Here is an 18,912-nt window from a genome sequence, read left to right as displayed (position 1 = left end):
ATATAAAGATAAACAGATGACAAGTTTATTAATAATAGCTGTAGTTGTATTATTAGGAGTTGCTATTTGGCAATTGACTAAGATATTTGATTTAACTCAAGTAGGGTCTGGTTCTAAGGATGCATCTTCAGAAATCGCTAATGACAAGGATAATAACATTAATGGTTATTTGAATTTCGCTTTCTTAGGATTTATCTACGTCTTTACTATCTTTAACTTAGTGGAGTATGGTAGTTTTCCTTTAATGAGTGATGCTGCTTCAGAACATGGTAAAACTGTAGATAACCTGATGTGGATTTCTATGGGACTAATCGGTTTCGTGCAAATTGTAACTCAATTTCTTTTATACTGGTTCTCGTTCAAAGGACGTGGAGTAGCAGGTAGAAAAGCTTTATACTTTTCAGACAATGACAAGTTAGAGGCTGTTTGGACAATTATTCCTGTAATTACTTTATCAGGTTTAATTCTATATGGACTTTTTGCTTGGAACGACATTATGTTTGTTGACGAGGAAGAGGATGTATTAATTGTAGAGGTTTACGCTAAACAATTCGGATGGGATGTTCGTTACTCAGGTAAAGACAATGTTCTTGGAAAGGCTAACGTTAGATTTATCGAAGGAGTTAACGTGGTAGGTGTAGATATGTCTGACCCTAACTCTTTGGACGATCAGATGGCTAAAGAATTACATTTACCTTTAGGTAAAAAAGTAGTTTTAAAGTTCCGTTCTCAAGACGTTCTTCACTCTGCTTATTTACCTCACTTTAGAGCACAGATGAACTGTGTTCCAGGGATGGTAACTCAGTTTGCTTTTACTCCAACTATTACAACACAGGAGATGAGAGCTAAAGAGGATATGATTACTAAGGTGAACAATATTAATAAAATTAGAGCTGAGCGTAGTCAAGAGTTAATAGCGAAAGGTGAAGAGGCTTTAGATCCTTATGAATTCGATTATTTAATCTTATGTAATAAAATTTGTGGTGCTTCTCACTACAACATGCAAATCAAAGTTGTTGTAGAAACTCCAGAGGAGTTTGACACTTGGGTTAATGCTCTTCCTACTTTAGGAGAGCAAATCGCTCAAACAAAAGAAGATACTAACACATCGGATGAATTTGCTCAAGTTGTAAAGTAAAACACTCGTATTAAAATCTAATTATACTATGTCAGCAGTAGGACACGAAATAATTCATGATCATGACCATGATCATCACGATAAAGGGAATTTCTTTACTAAATATGTTTTTAGTTTAGATCATAAAATGATTGCTAAGCAGTACCTAATCACGGGTATTATTATGGGGATCGTTGGGATTATGATGTCTCTTTTATTTAGAATGCAAATCGCTTGGCCAGAAGAGTCTTTCACACTTTTTAAATGGTTATTAGGCGAAAAAATGGCTCCTGATGGAGTAATGAAGAATGACGCTTACCTTGCATTGGTAACAATGCACGGTACTATTATGGTATTCTTTGTATTAACTGCAGGTTTAAGTGGTACGTTCTCGAACTTACTTATTCCTTTGCAGATTGGAGCAAGAGATATGGCTTCCGGGTTTTTAAACATGTTATCTTACTGGATATTCTTTGTTTCTGCAGTAATTATGATTATCTCATTATTTGTAGAAGGAGGACCAGCTTCATCAGGATGGACAGTTTACCCACCACTTAGTGCTTTACCACAAGCTATTCCTGGTTCAGGAAAAGGTATGACACTTTGGATTATTTCCATGGCACTGTTTATTGTATCCTCTACAATGGGGTCTTTAAACTACGTTGCTACTGTAATTAATTTAAGAACTAAAGGAATGTCTATGACTAGACTTCCATTGACAGTATGGGCTTTATTTACAACTGCTATTATCGGTATTGTTTCTTTCCCAGTATTATTGTCAGCGGCTTTGTTATTATTCATGGATAGAAGCTTTGGAACTTCTTTCTTCTTATCAGATATTTACTTAGCTGGTGAGGTTCTTCACTATCAAGGTGGATCGCCAGTTTTATATGAGCACTTATTCTGGTTCTTAGGTCACCCTGAGGTATATATTGTAATTTTACCTGCAATGGGGCTTACTTCTGAAGTAATCGCTTGTAACGCTCGTAAACCAATTTTCGGATACCGTGCGATGATTGCCTCTATATTAGGTATCGCTTTCTTATCTACAATTGTTTGGGGTCACCACATGTTCGTATCGGGAATGAATCCATTTTTAGGTTCAGTGTTTACCTTTACAACACTGTTAATTGCAATCCCTTCAGCAGTAAAAGCTTTTAACTATATTACAACTATTTGGAGTGGTAATATTCAAATGAACCCTTCCATGTTATTCTGTATTGGATTCGTTTCAACATTTATCACTGGAGGTTTAACAGGTATTATCTTAGGAGACTCTACATTAGATATTAACGTTCACGATACATATTTCGTAATTGCTCACTTCCACTTAGTAATGGGTATATCTGCTCTTTACGGAATGTTTGCTGGTATTTACCACTGGTTCCCTAAAATGTTTGGTAGAATGATGAATAAAAACCTTGGTTATATTCACTTCTGGGTAACTGCGGTTTGTGCTTATGGGGTGTTCTTCCCAATGCACTTTATCGGATTAGCTGGTTTACCACGTCGTTATTATACAAATACTGCGTTCCCATTATTTGATGAATTCTATGATGTTAACGTTTTAATTACTGTATTTGCTTTAGTAGGAGCTGCATTCCAATTAGTATTCTTATGGAACTTCTTTTACAGTATTTTCTACGGTAAGAAAGCTCCTCAGAACCCTTGGAGAGCAAATGGTCTTGAGTGGACAACTCCAGTGGAGCACATTCATGGAAACTGGCCAGGAGAATTACCTGTGGTTTACAGATGGCCTTATGATTATAGTAAGCCAGGCTTACCAGAGGATTTTGCGCCTCAGAACATGCCTTTATTAGAAGGTGAAGAAGAATTACATCATTAAGATATTCTTTGTAAATATTATACAAAAAAAGGTCATCCACTATGGGTGACCTTTTTGATTTATATGGTATTTTATTGGTTGGTATTTTATTTATCTTTGTACTATGAATGAAAATTTAGATCCTAGCAAAAAGCATCTCTCCTTAGAGGAAATTGATGTTGAGAAACAATTAAGACCATTGTCTTTTGATGATTTCGCTGGTCAAGAAAAGGTTTTGGAAAATTTGCAGATTTTCGTAGAAGCTGCAAACAGACGTGGTGAAGCTTTAGATCATACTTTGTTTCATGGACCTCCAGGTTTAGGAAAAACTACTTTGGCCAATATCTTAGCTAATGAACTAAATGTTGGAATTAAAATAACCTCGGGCCCGGTGTTGGATAAACCAGGGGACTTGGCCGGATTACTTACCAACTTAGAAGAAAGAGATGTGTTGTTTATCGATGAGATCCATAGACTTAGTCCTGTGGTGGAAGAGTATTTGTATTCTGCCATGGAGGATTTTAAAATTGATATTATGATTGAAAGTGGTCCTAATGCTCGTTCTGTACAAATTCATTTAAATCCATTCACTTTAGTGGGTGCTACTACACGTAGTGGGCTTTTAACAGCGCCAATGCGCGCTAGGTTCGGTATTTCTAGTCGTTTACAATATTACAATAAAGAATTATTGGCAGGAATTATAGAACGTAGTTCATCTATTCTTGGAGTACCCATTGAGATACAGGCAGCCATAGAAATAGCTGGTCGTAGTCGTGGTACGCCTCGTATTGCTAATGCTTTGTTACGCAGGGTACGAGATTTTGCGCAGATAAAAGGTAATGGGCGCATCGATCTGGAAATATCTCGTTATGCTTTAGATGCTTTAAATGTTGATAGTTATGGATTAGATGAGATGGATAATAAGATTTTATTGACTATTATAGAAAAGTTTAAAGGTGGTCCCGTGGGACTTTCTACTTTAGCCACAGCAGTTTCTGAAAATGGTGAAACTTTAGAAGAAGTATATGAGCCGTTTTTAATCCAAGAGGGTTTCATTGTAAGGACACCACGTGGGCGTGAGGTGACTCAAAAGGCTTATACACATTTAGGATTAAATTATCCTGAGAAATAATTTTGCCACAAGATTAAAGATAAAAATGGGTAACCAAAGGGAGTTTTATAGTCAGTTAATAAAAAAGGAGGCAAATAGGCTTGGTTTTGCTTCATGTGGGATTTCAAAGGCGGATTTTCTAGAAACGGAAGCTCCCCGTTTGGAATCTTGGTTAAAGCAAAATATGCATGGTCAGATGAGCTATATGCAAAATCATTTTGATAAGCGTTTAGATCCTCGTTTACTTGTTGATGGGGCAAAGAGCGTTATTTCTCTTACCTTAAATTATTATCCCCAGGAAAAGCAGAATGAAAGTAGTTTTAAAATTAGTAAGTATGCCTATGGGGAAGATTATCATTTTGTTATAAAAGATAAGCTTAATGAGTTACTCGTTTTTTTGCAAGATAATATTGGTCAAATCAATGGGCGTGCGTTTGTGGATTCGGCTCCCGTTCTGGATAAAGCTTGGGCCGCTAGAAGTGGTTTGGGTTGGGTTGGTAAGAACAATAATTTAATTAATAAAAAGGTAGGTTCATTTTTTTTTATAGCCGAGTTAATTGTTGACTTAGATTTGTCTTACGATACAATAACAACAGATCATTGTGGTACTTGTACCAAATGTATAGAGGCTTGTCCTACCGGTGCCATTGAGAGTCCATATATTGTTAATGGAAGTAAATGTATTTCCTATTTAACCATTGAATTGAAAGACGAAATACCTAAGGAATTTAGTGATAAATTAGATGATTGGATGTTTGGTTGTGATGTTTGTCAAGATGTTTGTCCGTGGAATCGCTTTGCTTTACCTCACAATGAGCCTAGATTTTTACCTAATCAAGCAATTTTGGACAACGATAATTCGCAGTGGAAGGAACTAACCAAAGAAACTTTTAATATTATTTTTAAAAAATCGGCAGTTAAAAGGTCCAAGTTTGATGGATTTATGAGAAATATACAATTTTTGGAGCCTTGATTTAAGGAAGCTTGATTATTAGCTAAAAATACTATCTTTGTTTTAAACGTAAAACTTTTTTTTATGAACAAAGATAATTTCCGTAGGGAAGCATTAGATTACCATGCTAAACCAACTCCTGGAAAAATTCAGGTAGTCCCTACAAAAAAATATTCTTCACAAAGAGATTTATCTTTAGCCTACTCTCCAGGGGTAGCAGAGCCGTGCTTAGAGATTGCTGCCAATGTTGATAATGTATATAAGTATACGGCTAAAGGAAATTTAGTTGCAGTTATTTCAAACGGAACAGCAGTTTTAGGGCTTGGTGATATCGGGCCAGAGGCCTCTAAACCAGTTATGGAAGGTAAAGGTCTTTTATTTAAAATTTTCGCAGATATTGATGTTTTTGATATTGAGGTAGATGCTACCGACGTGGATAAATTTATAGAGACAGTAAAGAATATTGCTCCAACTTTTGGAGGTATCAATTTAGAAGATATCAAAGCACCTGAGTCTTTTGAGATTGAAAGACGTTTAAAGGAGGAACTTGATATACCTGTTATGCATGATGATCAGCACGGTACAGCTATTATTTCTGCTGCTGCGTTATTAAATGCTGTAGAACTTGCCAATAAGGACATTAAAGACGTTAAGATGGTAATTTCTGGGGCTGGATCAGCTGCGATTGCCTGTGCGAAGCTTTACGTTGCTTTTGGTGTGAACAAGGATAATATCCGTATGTTTAACAGTAAAGGAGTACTTAAAAAATCAGATGATCGTATTTCCGAGATGCAAAAAGAGTTTGCTGTGGATACAGACATATCTTTAGCAGATTCACTTGTGGATTGTGATGTTTTCATTGGTTTGTCCACTGCAGATGTTTTAAAACCTGAGATGTTGTTAACCATGGCTGAGAATCCTATTGTTTTTGCCATGGCAAATCCTTCACCTGAGATTGATTACAACCTAGCTATTGAAACTCGTAAAGATGTGATTATGGCAACTGGACGTTCCGATTTTCCTAATCAAGTTAACAATGTGCTTGGATTCCCATTTATCTTTAGAGGAGCATTAGATGTTCGCGCAACCAAGATTAATGAGCAAATGAAAATGGCCGCCGTAGTAGCTTTGGCTAAGTTAGCGAAAGAACCAGTACCAGAACAGGTAAATATAGCCTATGGTGCTACTAAGTTATCCTTTGGTAGAGAGTATATTATTCCAAAACCTTTTGATCCACGTTTAATTAGCATTGTTCCACCAGCGGTTGCTTTAGCTGCTATGCAAAGTGGTGTTGCTAAGGCTCCAATTACAGATTGGGAAGCATATAAGCAAGAGCTAAATTTACGTATGGGAAGCGATAATACCCTTGTTCGTATGTTGATAAATCGTGCCAAGACTTCTCCAAAAAGAGTTGTTTACGCAGAGGCTGACCATTTAGATGTATTAAAAGCAGCACAAATCGCCTATGACGAGGGAATGACTATTCCTATTTTGTTGGGAGATAAGGCTACTATCTTAGAACTTAAACATGAAATCGGATTCTTAGCCGATGTGGAGATTATAGATCCAAAGAGTGATGCGGAGAAGCAAAGAAGATCTAATTTTGCAAAATCTTACTGGCAAACCAGACAACGTAAAGGTATTACTTTGTACGCGGCTGAAAAACTGATGTTTGAGCGTAATTATTTTGCAGCAATGTTGGTTAACGAAGACCATGCAGATGCTCTTTTAACGGGATATTCTCGTGCTTATCCTACAGTGGTGAAGCCAATATTAGAATTAATTCCTAAATCTCCAGGAGTTAGTAAAGTTGCAACTACTAACTTAATGATGACAAAACGTGGACCTATGTTTTTAGCTGATACAGCTATTAATCCAGACCCAAGTGCTCAAGATATAGCAAAGATTGCAGCTATGATTGACAAAACAGTTAGAATGTTTGGCATGGATCCCGTTATTGCATTGTTATCTTATTCCAATTTTGGATCCGCTTCCCAGGAATCACCTCGTAAGATGAGTGAAGCTGTAAATATCTTACATGAGCAATATCCAGATATGATTGTAGATGGCGAAATTCAAATAGATTTTGCGCTGAATAAAGAGATGTTAAAAGATAATTTCCCATTCTCTAGACTTGTAGATAAACAGGTTAATACCTTAATATTTCCAAATTTAGACGCGGCAAACATCACTTATAAAATGCTTAAAGAACTAAATAAGGCTACCTCAATAGGGCCTATAATTTTAGGATTAGAAAAAGCTGTGCATGTTTTCCAACTGGGAGCAAGTGTTGACGAAATGGTTAATATGACTGCCGTTGCCGTTGTAGATGCCCAAGTTAGAGCAACTCGCAAAAAGAAATAAAAATAAAACATACTAGTTTTACCTTGCTATGGGCATATTGTCAAAAGAATTGATTTTTATTAGTATTTTTGACTTTAAATAAAAGTTAAGATGATAGCACATATTGAAGGTAAATTAGTTGAAAAAACACCCACAGAGGTAGTAATTGATTGCGGGGGAGTAGGATATTTAATTCATATTTCCCTGCATTCATATTCTCAGATTGGCACCTGTGAGCGATTACGCCTTTACACTTACCTACAAATAAAAGAAGATGCCCATACTCTTTTTGGTTTCATCGATAAGATAGAGAGAGAGTTGTTTAAATTACTTATTTCTGTTTCAGGAATTGGAGGTAATACAGCTCGTAATATGCTATCTTCTATTAGCCCTCATGATCTTTTAAGTGCCATAGCCAATGCAGATGCTAAAACAATTCAATCCGTTAAAGGTATTGGAGTTAAGACAGCTCAGCGAGTTATTTTAGACTTACAAGAAAAAGTTATCAAATTATATAACATAGACGAAGTTTTACCAACTATTAACAATACAAACATAGATGAAGCGTTATTAGCTTTAGAGGTTTTAGGTTTTACAAGAAAGGTTTCTGAAAAGGTAGTAGCTAAAATTGTCAAACAAGATCCTCAAGCCTCTGTTGAAGTTATTATAAAATTAGCTTTAAAAAACTTGTAGAGATTGAAAGGGTATACACCTAATTTTAAATTAATATGTTGTGTAACAGTAATTCTTTTGCTTTGGACTTGGAAGAGTTTAGGGCAGAATATCCCTATTCTTGAAGTTGAGCAAGAAAATTCACAAGGACAAGAAATAATTTCCTCTGAACAACAACAACAGTCTTTGTGGGAACAAGAAATGCAAGAACAGTGGGAGGAGTTTGAGCAATCACAAGATACAATTCAAAGAAGGTATGATCCCGGACAGGTGCGTTTGCCAGATCCTAGTTTTATTCGTGAATCCTATAGTTATAATCCTGTAACTCAAAGGTATTATTATGCTAGGGGATTTGATTCTTATGATATTTCTCTTCCTGCAATTCTTACTAAAGAAGAATTTGAACAACTTGTAATTCGGGCTGAAATACGCAAGTATTTTCAGATGAAGTTCGATGCCATGCATGGGCGTTTAGATGACGAGGAAGCCTTAAGGGATATGTTGCCTCGTTATTATGTGAATTCAAAACTTTTCGAAGGTATATTTGGATCTAATACTATTGATGTTAAGCCATCGGGGTCGGTTGAGTTTGATATGGGAATTCGTTTAACCAAGCAGGAAAATCCAGTTATTTCGCCACGAAACAGACGCAATATGATGTTTGATTTTGATCAACGTATCAGCATGGGATTACACGGAATGGTTGGAACTAGAATGGGAGTTAATATTAACTACGACACCCAAAGTACATTTGATTTCCAGAACATGATGAAGTTGGCCTATGAGCCAGATGAGGATGCTATAATAAAAAAGATTGAGGTTGGTAATGTTAGTATGCCTATTAGTGGCTCGTTGATTCGTGGAGCTCATAGTTTATTTGGTGTACGTACAGAGTTACAATTTGGACGAACCACGATAAGTGGAGTTTTCTCTGAGCAAAAAAGTGAAACTAGTACAGTAGTAGCTCAAGGAGCTGGTACTTTAGAAGATTTTGAATTATATGCATTAGATTACGACGAGGATCGACACTTTTTCTTATCGCAATATTTTAGAAATAATTACGATAAATCCTTACAGAACTATCCCTATATAAACTCCAGGGTTCGAATCACTCGCGTGGAAGTGTGGGTAACCAATAGGTATAGTAGAATGGGGAGCACAAATAACAACTCTAGAAATTTAATAGTAATTCAAGATCTTGGAGAGGGAAAAAACCCTAAAGGCAATGGAGATCGAGTGGTTTCAAATTCAGATCCTAACTTTTTTGTGAATTCGGCAAGTAATGCTTATCCAGATAATGGTAATAACTTATACGACCCTAATAAAATTGGGGTAGCTGGATATTTTTTAAATTCTGCTATTAGAAATAGTACTTCAGGAACTCAAGGATTTAATGTACCTGTGCAAGAGGGAAGAGATTTTGTGAAGTTGGAGAGTGCTAGAAAGCTAAACAGTAATGAATATACCTATCACACACAACTTGGATATATTTCATTAAACCAACGTTTATCCAATGATGAAGTTTTGGCAGTAGCTTTTCAATATACAGTGGGAGATAAAGTTTATCAAGTAGGAGAGTTTGGAACCGATACACAAGTGGCTCCGGAGAACTCAGGGAGCGTTACTCCAGGTAATGATAATGTGTTACTATCTCAGGGTATTGTAGTAAAAATGCTTAAGAGTAGTTTAACCCTTACCCATGCTCCGGTTTGGAATTTGATGATGAAAAATATATATCAAATACCTAATGCTTCTTATGTCACTGCTGAAAAATTTAGATTTAATATTTTATACACAGATCCAAGTCCTTTAAATTATATTTCGTCTGTGGATGGTAATGCATTACCTGAAGGAGTCGAGCGAACTCCATTATTAAATGTATTCCATTTAGATCAATTAAATTCGGTTAATGATCCTCAAAAAGGAGGGGATGGATTTTTCGATTTTTTACCTAATGGAAATCTGCAAAATATTTATGATCCAAATAATCCAACATCTTCATTTACTGGGAATAATAATAATTCTGGGTATGGCTCTGGCTATGGTGGTAATAATGGATTTGGTAGTAATGGAAACTTGAACAATAACCAAGGTTATGGATCAAATCCCGGATATGGAAATTCCAATTATGGGTCAAGTGGTAATAATTCCAATAGAAATAGTTTTGATGGAATTACTATTGATGCTGTTAATGGGCGAATTATTTTTACCACTGTAGAACCATTCGGACAGTATTTGTTTCAAAAATTAGATGAATCGGCTTTAGGTGGTAATTCGGACGATTATTATAATGAAGCCTCTTATAATGCTAATCAGAAAAAGTATGTTTTTGCCGAGTTGTACCGAAGTACCAAATCTACGGCTATTAGAAATCAAAGTAGTAAAAATAAATTTCTTTTAAAGGGTAAATTCTCAAGTCAAAACGGTGAGGGTATACCTATTGGGGCATATAATGTAGCCCAAGGATCTGTTGTGGTAAAAGCCGCAGGGAGAGTTTTAGTAGAGGGAATTGATTATACAGTGGATTACAACAGAGGAAGGGTAATGATTCTAGATCCATCCTTACAAGGTTCAAATACCCCTATAGAGGTGTCCGTGGAGAACAATACGATGTTTGGTCAACAAACAAAACGCTTTTTTGGACTTAATGTAGAACACAAAATAAGTGAAGATTTGATTTTCGGTGGAACTTTCTTAAGACTATCTGAAAGACCAATGACTCATAAGAGTACCTATGGGCAAGAAGCTGTGAATAATACTATCTGGGGACTGCATGCACAATATTCCACTGAGGTGCCTTTTTTAACTCGAATGGTAAATAAACTTCCTAATATAGATACTGATGTGGAGTCAAGAGTTTCCTTACGAGGAGAGTTTGCATATTTAAAGCCTGGAAGCTCTAAAATTGATCAAATGAATGGTGAGGCAACTAGTTATTTAGATGATTTTGAGGCTGCACAATCCAATATTGATATTAAAGGTAGTTTAGCATGGAAACTTGCATCTGTACCGTTGGGATTTTTTACCGAACAGTCTACCGATGCGGAGAATACTATTGGAAATTACTCCCTTGTAGATGGCTTTAGACGTGCTAAATTATCTTGGTATATGATTGATCCAACATTTTACGTAGGATCTCGTCCTAACGGAGTGGATGAATATGATTTGAATTCAAGTAAAACAAGACGTATTTATAGTGAAGAGCTTTTTCCAACCAAGGATATTGCTTATGGCGAAAGTCGTGTAATTAATACTTTAGATTTAACCTATTATCCTTCAATTAGAGGTCCGTATAATTTCAACCCAAAATATAGAAACACCAATGGTAGTTCTAATTTAGATTCTTCTAGGAACTGGGCGGGAATTATGAGAGGATTAAACGCTACTAATTTTGAGCAAAGTAATATTGAATTTGTTCAGTTCTGGATGATGGACCCTTTTGTTGGTACATCAGTAGATCGTTTCTCCAATGAGTATTTAACCGACAAAGGAGAAGTACGATTTAATTTTGGTTTAATCTCAGAGGACGTGTTACGAGATGGTTATAAACAATACGAGAATGGATTGCCTGGAAGCTCACAAAATCCTGTAACTACAATTGAAACAATTTGGGGTAGAGTTCCCGCGGCTCCTTCTTTAATTTATGCCTTTGATGTAGATGCTTTAAGTCGCGAGTTACAAGATGTAGGTTTAGATGGATTAGATGACGATCAAGAACGAATATGGTTTAAAGATTTTGCTCATTTGCAGGATCCAGCTGGAGATAATTTTGTTCATTATTTAGATGCTCAAGGAGGTATAATAGAACGATACTTTAACTATAATGGTACCCAAGGCAATAGCCCTGTTTCCGGTTCAAGGGGTGGGGATAATTTGCCTGATACAGAAGATATTGATTCGGATAACACGATGAATACCATTAATGCTTATTTGGAATACGCAATTCCTGTTCATGCTAATTTAAAGGTAGGAGACCCTTATGTTGTTGATGTACGTGAGGAACAGGCACAACTTGCTGATGGTAAATTAGAACGTGTTCGATGGATTCAATTTAAAATTCCTATTGATAAAAATGGGAAGGCCAAAGGAGATATAGCCAATATGGGCGGGTCAGATGATGCTTCTTTTGAGGATTTAATTCGTTCGATGCGTTTTATGCGTATTTATATGACAGGATTTAAGACTCAAATAACATTGCGTTTTGCAACTTTGGATTTGGTTCGTTCTAACTGGAGAAGATCCGATAGGGATATGCAAATAGGGTCCAATGGTCAATTACCCGATGAGTCACAACCAGAGAAGATATCTAATACAGGTTTCGATGTTTCGGCTGTTAATACCCAGGATAACTTTGATAGAAAACCTATACCATATGTTACTCCACCTGGGGTACGAAGAGAACAAGCCTATATAAATAACACTTTAATAAATCAAAACGAGCAGTCTTTATCTATTCGTTTATATCCAAAAAATGCAAATGCACAGCCAAATGGATTAAGACCAGGTGATGCCCGTGGAGTATATAAAGGATTTAATGTAGATATGAGGCAGTATAAAAAACTTAGGATGTTTGTGCATGCTGAGTCTTTGGCAGAATCCTCATCTAAACGCTTATTGGATGATCAAGCCTATGCCTTTATTCGTTTGGGTAGTGATATTACTGATAATTATTACCAAGTAAGAATCCCTCTTAAAGTTACAAATCCTGGAGCAAGTACTCCGGAGGAAATTTGGCCAGAGATTAACGAGTTTTTAGTTGATCTAGATTTGTTAACAAAGATTAAGATTCAAAAAATGAACGACCAACAACAATCTGGTAGTACCAACAATGGGATTAATATCTTCTATGAAAAAAGCGCTGAAGATTTAGGGGGTGATCGTCCAGATATGTATGTTGGAATTAAAGGGAATCCGAATTTTGCTAATGTGCGAATGATGATGCTTGGTATCCGTAATGAGAGTCTTACGGATTTAGCTGGAGAGTTCTGGTTTGATGAATTAAGATTGTCTGATATGGATAATAAAGGGGGATGGGCTGCTACAGCTAGTATAGATGCAAATATTGCTGATTTTGCTACTATTTCTGCTACTGGGATGCGTTCTACATCAGGATTTGGTGCTTTAGAACAAGGACCTGAACAAAGAAGTAAGGAAGATTATAAATCATATAGTTTGGTTACTAATGTGAATTTAGGGCATTTACTTCCAAAGAAATGGGGAGTTGTAGTGCCATTTAATTATGCCGTTAGTGAAGAGGTTGTTACCCCAGAGTATGATCCGGGGAATTTGGATTTGAAACTAAGCCTAGTAAAAAGTAATGCAAAGAGTTCGGCTCAGGCCGAAGCTATTGAGAAAAGAGCTATTGATTATACCAAACGAAAAAGTATTAATTTTATTGGGGTAACTAAGCAACGAAACTCAGATAGAAAACCAACTCCAATAGATGTAGAAAACTTTACCGTATCTCACTCTTATAATGAAACAAAACATCACGATTATGAGATTGAATCAATGCTAGAGCAGCAAGTTAGAACAAGTTTAGATTATGCGTACTCTTTTAGTCCTAAAGTAGTTGAGCCTCTTAAAAAGGTAGGTTTTTTACAAAATGAATATTTTGCACTTTTTAGAGATTTTAATTTTAACTATCTACCTTCGAATATAAATTTCAGTAGCAATATATTACGCCAGTTTAACAGACAGCAATTCAGACTCATTGAGGTACAGGGAATAGGCTTAGATCCGTTATATCGTCGCAATTACTTTTTTAATTATAATTATGGTTTTAATTTTGATTTGACTCGCTCTTTACGTTTAACATATGTTGGAGGTAGTAACAATGTGGTGAAAAATTATTACGAGAGTAAAACTGGAATTGTGGATAATAATAATACAATCTGGGATGATTACTTTGATATTGGAACACCAAATCAGTTCACTCAACAGTTAAACCTTACCTATGATTTACCTTTTGACAAGATTCCTTTTCTGTCCTTTATCAGGTCTTCCTATAACTTTACAGGGACCTATAACTGGCAAAAAGCTTCTGAGTCTTTTTCTCAGGTAGAACTAGAGGGACGATTTTATAGTTTAGGTAATACAATTCAAAACTCCAGAACTCAGGCTTTAAATACCTCTTTCTCCATGGAGGCATTATATAGATATATTGGTTTGGTAAAAACTGACAGATCTAGACAAAACAGGGTTAATAATAACACTAAAAAAGCAGCTATTGTTCCTGGACAAAAAGTGGTACAAACAAATCCTGTTACTCAAAATAAAGAGTCGGTGGCAGGGAAATTTAAAGATGTTTTTATTGGATTAATTACTTCAATAAAAAACATTCAAATTAATTACAGCGAGAACAGCGGTACCATGCTACCAGGATTTATGCCTGATGTAGGATTCTTTGGTACGAGTAAACCAACCCTTGGTTTTATATTTGGTGGACAAAGCGATGTTCGTCAAATTGCAGCTCAGGGTGGTTATCTAACAGATTTTCCGAATTTAAGTGACCCTTTTCTTCAAATCTCTAATAAGACATTAAATATAAATGCCACTTTAATGCCTATTCCTGATTTGATTATTGATGTGTTTGCTATGCGTAGTAAATCTGACAATTTCTCAGAGCAATTTACAGTGAGTGATTATAATTATATTTCTCTAGCTCCTTACAATTATGGGAACTTTAATATATCTACAAACCTTTTGGCCACATCTTTTTCAAGTTCATCATTGAACTCTTCTGCGGCTTTTGATAAAATGTTAGACAATCGTTTAGTTATAGCCAATCGCTTAGCCTTGCAAGATGGTATAGATATATTGAATCCAGCTAATTTGGATCAAAATGGATATCCTATAGGTTATAGTTCAAAAAGTCAAGCAGTTATTTTGCCAGCTTTTTTGGCGGCTTATTCTGGATCTAATGCTTCTTCTGTTTCAACAGGGATGTTTAGAGATATGCCATTGCCGAATTGGAACTTAAAGTACAACGGATTTATGAAAATTGGCTTTATTCGTGAAAATTTCAGACGATTTTCAGTATCCCATGGATACCAGGCTACTTATAGTTTAGGCTCCTATACTACCAATATTGCGTTTTATGATAAAGATGATTCTAATGATTTAACTAAAGATAAACCTGTGAAGGATATCATTAATAATGCAACTTTGTACGAGCAATTTAATCCACTTGTAAGAATTGATTTAGAAACTCGCTCGGCCATTCGTTTTTTGGCTGAGGTTAGAAAAGATCGTATGTTATCTTTGAGTTTTGATAATAATTCATTGACAGAAACTCATGGTCAGGATTTTATTCTGGGATTAGGATACCGCATAAAAGATGTAGGTTTTAATTCTTCTTATGCCAACAATGGTATGGGGGGTAGAATATCTAGTGATGTTAATATAAAAGCAGATATAACATTAAGTAAGCGCGAAACTTTAATACGCTATTTAGATTATCAGAATAATCAAATGGGAGGTGGTCAAAACACTTGGTCACTTCGTTTAACGGCTGATTATATGCTGAGTCAGAACTTAACGGCTATTTTCTTTTATGATCATTCGTTTTCCAAAGCTATTATTTCCACAATGTATCCAATTACTAATATCAGGACTGGAATAACTATTCGATACAATTTTGGAAATTAATCATTACAGACTTTAGTTTATTGTAATATTATTATACATTTGCTAAAAACTAAATTAAAATGAACATACCAGCTAATTTAAAGTACACAAAGGACCACGAGTGGGTTTCTATCGAGGGTGATATCGCAACAATTGGAATTACTGACTTTGCACAAAGTGAGTTAGGAGATATCGTTTATGTTGAGGTGGAGACATTAGATCAAAATCTAGATAAAGACGAAATCTTTGGATCAGTTGAGGCAGTAAAAACCGTATCAGATCTATTTTTACCATTAACAGGTGAAGTTATTGAGTTTAATGAAGGATTGGACACAGAGCCAGAATTAGTAAACACAGATCCTTATGGAGCTGGATGGATGATAAAATTAAAGATTTCTGAGCCTTCAGAAATTGATGGTTTACTTTCAGACGAGCAATACAAAGAGATCATTGGGGCGTAATATTATTTTAGGTATAGCTCTTTTGTGGACTATACTTGTTATAATTTTATGTTTAGTAGAGGCAGAGAACTTAAACTCTGAATCTATTTTTGATGTTCCATATAAAGATAAAATCGCACATTTTGTATTTTACTTTACTTTTAGCTTTCTGTGGTTGATGTATTTATTAAAAAGTCAACTAAAAGCAAGTAAAAGTATATTAACATTTCTTATCTTTATGGTTGCGGTCTTACTAGGGGGAAGTATTGAGTTTGCTCAGTATTATTTCACAAGTAGTAGGAGTGCAGAATGGGCAGATTTCTTTGCTAATTGTTTAGGGAGTTTCTTTGGAATACTACTCTGCTTAACAATAACAAAAAAAAATAACAAAAAAAGCCCCTGTTAAGGGGCTTTTTGCTTTAATACACAGTAATTATGTTAGAGAAAGATTTAAAGGAATTTATGGATTCTACTTACTTAAAAACACCACAACAAGCGGGGTTGTCGGTAGAGGATAATAACCAACAAGTGAAAGATTTGGTTAATGAGGCTGTATCTCACGGATTTAAATTGGCAATGATTCGCCCCGAGCAGGTATCCATGGCAAGAGAACTTATTGATAATGCCAAGAGTTCTGTGTTAGTCGGTACGGTGATTGATTTTCCTTTGGGAGACGCAGGATTGCAAGAGAAATTAGATCAAGCACAAAAAGCCATTGCTGATGGAGCTGATGAACTTGATTTTGTGGTTGATTATAACAGCTATATCAAAGGGGATTTAGCAAAAGTAAAACAAGAGGTGAAAAAGTGTACCGCTTTAGGCTTAAAAGCCTCTAAAGTGGTTAAATGGATTATTGAAACTGCGGCTTTAAATGAGCAACAAATTGCAGGACTTACCAAATTAATTAAAGAAGAAGTAATTGAGAACTTCCCACAAGAAGTTTTTGAGAAAGTATATGTGAAATCTTCTACCGGTTTTTTTAAAACACAAGATGGTAAACCCAACGGCGCTACTTATGAAGCAATTAAAATTATGCTAGAAAACGCAGGACCACTTCCTGTTAAGGCCTCTGGGGGAATTAAAGATCAAGATACTGCAATTAAAATGATTAATTTAGGTGTTAAAAGATTAGGAACTTCATCAGCAAAAGTCATTGTAGATGGTTTTGGGCAAGCAAATTCTTATTAAACCTTAAATAAAGGTTATAATCAAAGTAGGTATGCTTGTTTTTAAGGTTTGTTTTAAAATTTGAATTATATTTGCACTGCAATTAAAAAAATAAAATTAAACAGCTTTGAGTATAACTTCAAATAAAAACAACTCTGTATCAGTGTTGAAGGAATTTAAGGAAATGACCAAGATGGGTCTTGCTTTTAGTGTGGTTTTTTCCACCATAGCAGGTTATATTATTGCCGTTCCTGACTTAAGAAGTATCAATTACTGGGTAATTCTTGCCCTTGCAGTCGGTGGATATTGTATGGTAGGAGCTTCCAATGTCTATAATCAAATAATTGAAAAAGATTTGGATGCGAAAATGGATCGAACTAAAAACCGACCAATAGCCTCGGGAAGAGTTTCACCTGGTGCAGCATTTGTTTTAGCGGTTATTTTAACCTTAATAGGAATCGGGATATTATTTGCTGTGAATCCAAAAACAGCAATGTTTGGAGCGATTTCTATTTTTTTATATGCATGTGTATATACTCCATTAAAGACAGTTACTCCTTTATCTGTGTTTGTGGGTGCCTTCCCAGGAGCAATCCCTTTTATGTTAGGATGGGTTGCAGAGACAGATAATTTTGGTATAGAAGCTGGGACATTATTTTTGATACAGTTTTTTTGGCAGTTTCCTCATTTTTGGGCTATAGGATGGTTTTTATATGATGATTATAAAAAAGGCGGATTTTCAATGTTGCCTACCGGACACAGAGATACAAAGACTGCTATGCAAATTATTTTGTATACCATATGGCTAATAATAGTTTCTATATTACCAGCCACCGGGTTAACTGGACGATTATATTTATCGCCAATAGCTGCATTGCTTGTGTTTTTAGCAGGACTATGGATGTTATGGGCAGCTATTAAATTATATAAAACAAGAACAGCAAAAATGGCACGTTCTCTGATGCTTGTGAGTGTTACTTATATTTCGCTAATTCAAATTATATATATACTAGATAAAATTTTTAGATAACCAATGGATACTTTAACTCAACACGAAGAATACCTTAAAAAAGGTAAAGCCTTAAAGATAATGTTACTATTTGCAATAGGAAGTATTGCAATGGTATTTGCAGGACTTACTAGTGCCTATGTGGTTAGTGAATCTCGCCCAGATTGGTTAGAAAATTTCGTTCTACCATCCGCTTTTTTATACAGCACAATTGTAATTCTAATTAGTAGTTTGACATTTCACATGGCATATCGTGCTGTTTTGGTCAATCAACAAACAAAAGCGACAGTTTATTTACTTTCTACTTTGATATTAGGATTCTTATTTGTTTTTTTGCAGTTCGAAGGCTTTGGAGAAATTATTTCGGAGGGATATTTTTTCACTGGAAGTGAGAGTTCAGTTACAACTTCATTTTTATATGTCATTGTAATTGTTCATATTGCACACCTTGTAGGAGGTATGATTGCACTTATGGTTGTAATTTATAATCATTTTAAACAAAAATATAATGCACAGCAACACATTGGTATTGAGCTGTGTGGGTGGTTCTGGCATTTCTTAGGATTGTTATGGATTTACTTGTTTTTGTTTTTTACATTCTATAAGTAAAAAAAATAAACTAAATTTGAGAACTTTATAACTAACAA

Annotated in this window: 12 protein-coding genes; all 12 read left to right on the top strand. The window is 35.4% G+C overall.

The annotated features are described in order from the left end of the window. Positions 1 to 16: 16 nt before the first annotated feature. The 12 genes from ACYSNV_RS00645 (at position 17) to ACYSNV_RS00590 (ending at position 18,874) form a co-directional block, all read left to right on the top strand. The gene (locus ACYSNV_RS00645) at positions 17 to 1,138 is read left to right on the top strand and encodes a cytochrome c oxidase subunit II (RefSeq protein ID WP_461760634.1); all 1,122 of its coding nucleotides are present in this window, start codon (positions 17 to 19) and stop codon (positions 1,136 to 1,138) included. A gap of 28 nt (positions 1,139 to 1,166) precedes the next feature. Continuing rightward, on the top strand, positions 1,167 to 2,963 hold the full coding sequence (locus ACYSNV_RS00640) for a cytochrome c oxidase subunit I (protein ID WP_461760633.1): 1,797 nt from the start codon (positions 1,167 to 1,169) through the stop codon (positions 2,961 to 2,963). A gap of 103 nt (positions 2,964 to 3,066) precedes the next feature. Next, the gene (gene ruvB, locus ACYSNV_RS00635) at positions 3,067 to 4,074 is read left to right on the top strand and encodes a Holliday junction branch migration DNA helicase RuvB (RefSeq protein WP_461760632.1); all 1,008 of its coding nucleotides are present in this window, start codon (positions 3,067 to 3,069) and stop codon (positions 4,072 to 4,074) included. A gap of 25 nt (positions 4,075 to 4,099) precedes the next feature. After that, positions 4,100 to 5,026 carry a tRNA epoxyqueuosine(34) reductase QueG gene (gene queG / locus ACYSNV_RS00630; protein ID WP_461760631.1) on the top strand — a complete coding sequence of 309 codons (927 nt, stop codon included), beginning with the start codon at positions 4,100 to 4,102 and terminating at the stop codon, positions 5,024 to 5,026. A gap of 63 nt (positions 5,027 to 5,089) precedes the next feature. Next, on the top strand, positions 5,090 to 7,369 hold the full coding sequence (locus ACYSNV_RS00625) for an NADP-dependent malic enzyme (protein ID WP_461760630.1): 2,280 nt from the start codon (positions 5,090 to 5,092) through the stop codon (positions 7,367 to 7,369). 90 nt (positions 7,370 to 7,459) lie between these two features. After that, positions 7,460 to 8,041: a Holliday junction branch migration protein RuvA gene (gene ruvA / locus ACYSNV_RS00620; RefSeq protein ID WP_461760629.1), complete on the top strand. Its 582-nt coding sequence runs from the start codon at positions 7,460 to 7,462 to the stop codon at positions 8,039 to 8,041. Positions 8,042 to 8,221: 180 nt separating this feature from the next. Beyond that, complete coding sequence (gene sov / locus ACYSNV_RS00615) at positions 8,222 to 15,670, top strand: T9SS outer membrane translocon Sov/SprA (RefSeq protein WP_461761066.1); 7,449 nt, start codon at positions 8,222 to 8,224, stop codon at positions 15,668 to 15,670. A 59-nt stretch (positions 15,671 to 15,729) separates the two neighbouring features. Next, positions 15,730 to 16,110, top strand: coding sequence for a glycine cleavage system protein GcvH (gcvH, locus tag ACYSNV_RS00610; protein WP_461760628.1), 381 nt, complete (start codon positions 15,730 to 15,732; stop codon positions 16,108 to 16,110). Further along, a complete protein-coding gene (locus ACYSNV_RS00605) occupies positions 16,064 to 16,495 on the top strand; it encodes a VanZ family protein (RefSeq protein WP_461760627.1) in 432 nt (143 codons plus the stop codon). The genes gcvH and ACYSNV_RS00605 overlap by 47 nt, the downstream gene beginning before the upstream one ends. Before the next feature lie 29 nt (positions 16,496 to 16,524). Then, positions 16,525 to 17,277 (top strand): deoxyribose-phosphate aldolase, encoded by a 753-nt coding sequence (gene deoC, locus ACYSNV_RS00600; protein ID WP_461760626.1) that lies wholly within the window; start codon positions 16,525 to 16,527, stop codon positions 17,275 to 17,277. A gap of 106 nt (positions 17,278 to 17,383) precedes the next feature. Continuing rightward, a complete protein-coding gene (cyoE, locus tag ACYSNV_RS00595; protein ID WP_461760625.1) occupies positions 17,384 to 18,286 on the top strand; it encodes a heme o synthase in 903 nt (300 codons plus the stop codon). 3 nt (positions 18,287 to 18,289) lie between these two features. Next, the gene (locus tag ACYSNV_RS00590; RefSeq protein WP_461760624.1) at positions 18,290 to 18,874 is read left to right on the top strand and encodes a cytochrome c oxidase subunit 3; all 585 of its coding nucleotides are present in this window, start codon (positions 18,290 to 18,292) and stop codon (positions 18,872 to 18,874) included. Positions 18,875 to 18,912: the final 38 nt, after the last annotated feature.

The sequence above is a fragment of the Myroides sp. LJL119 genome (genome assembly GCF_054871605.1).
This window is presented reverse-complemented; position numbering and strand designations above follow the sequence as displayed.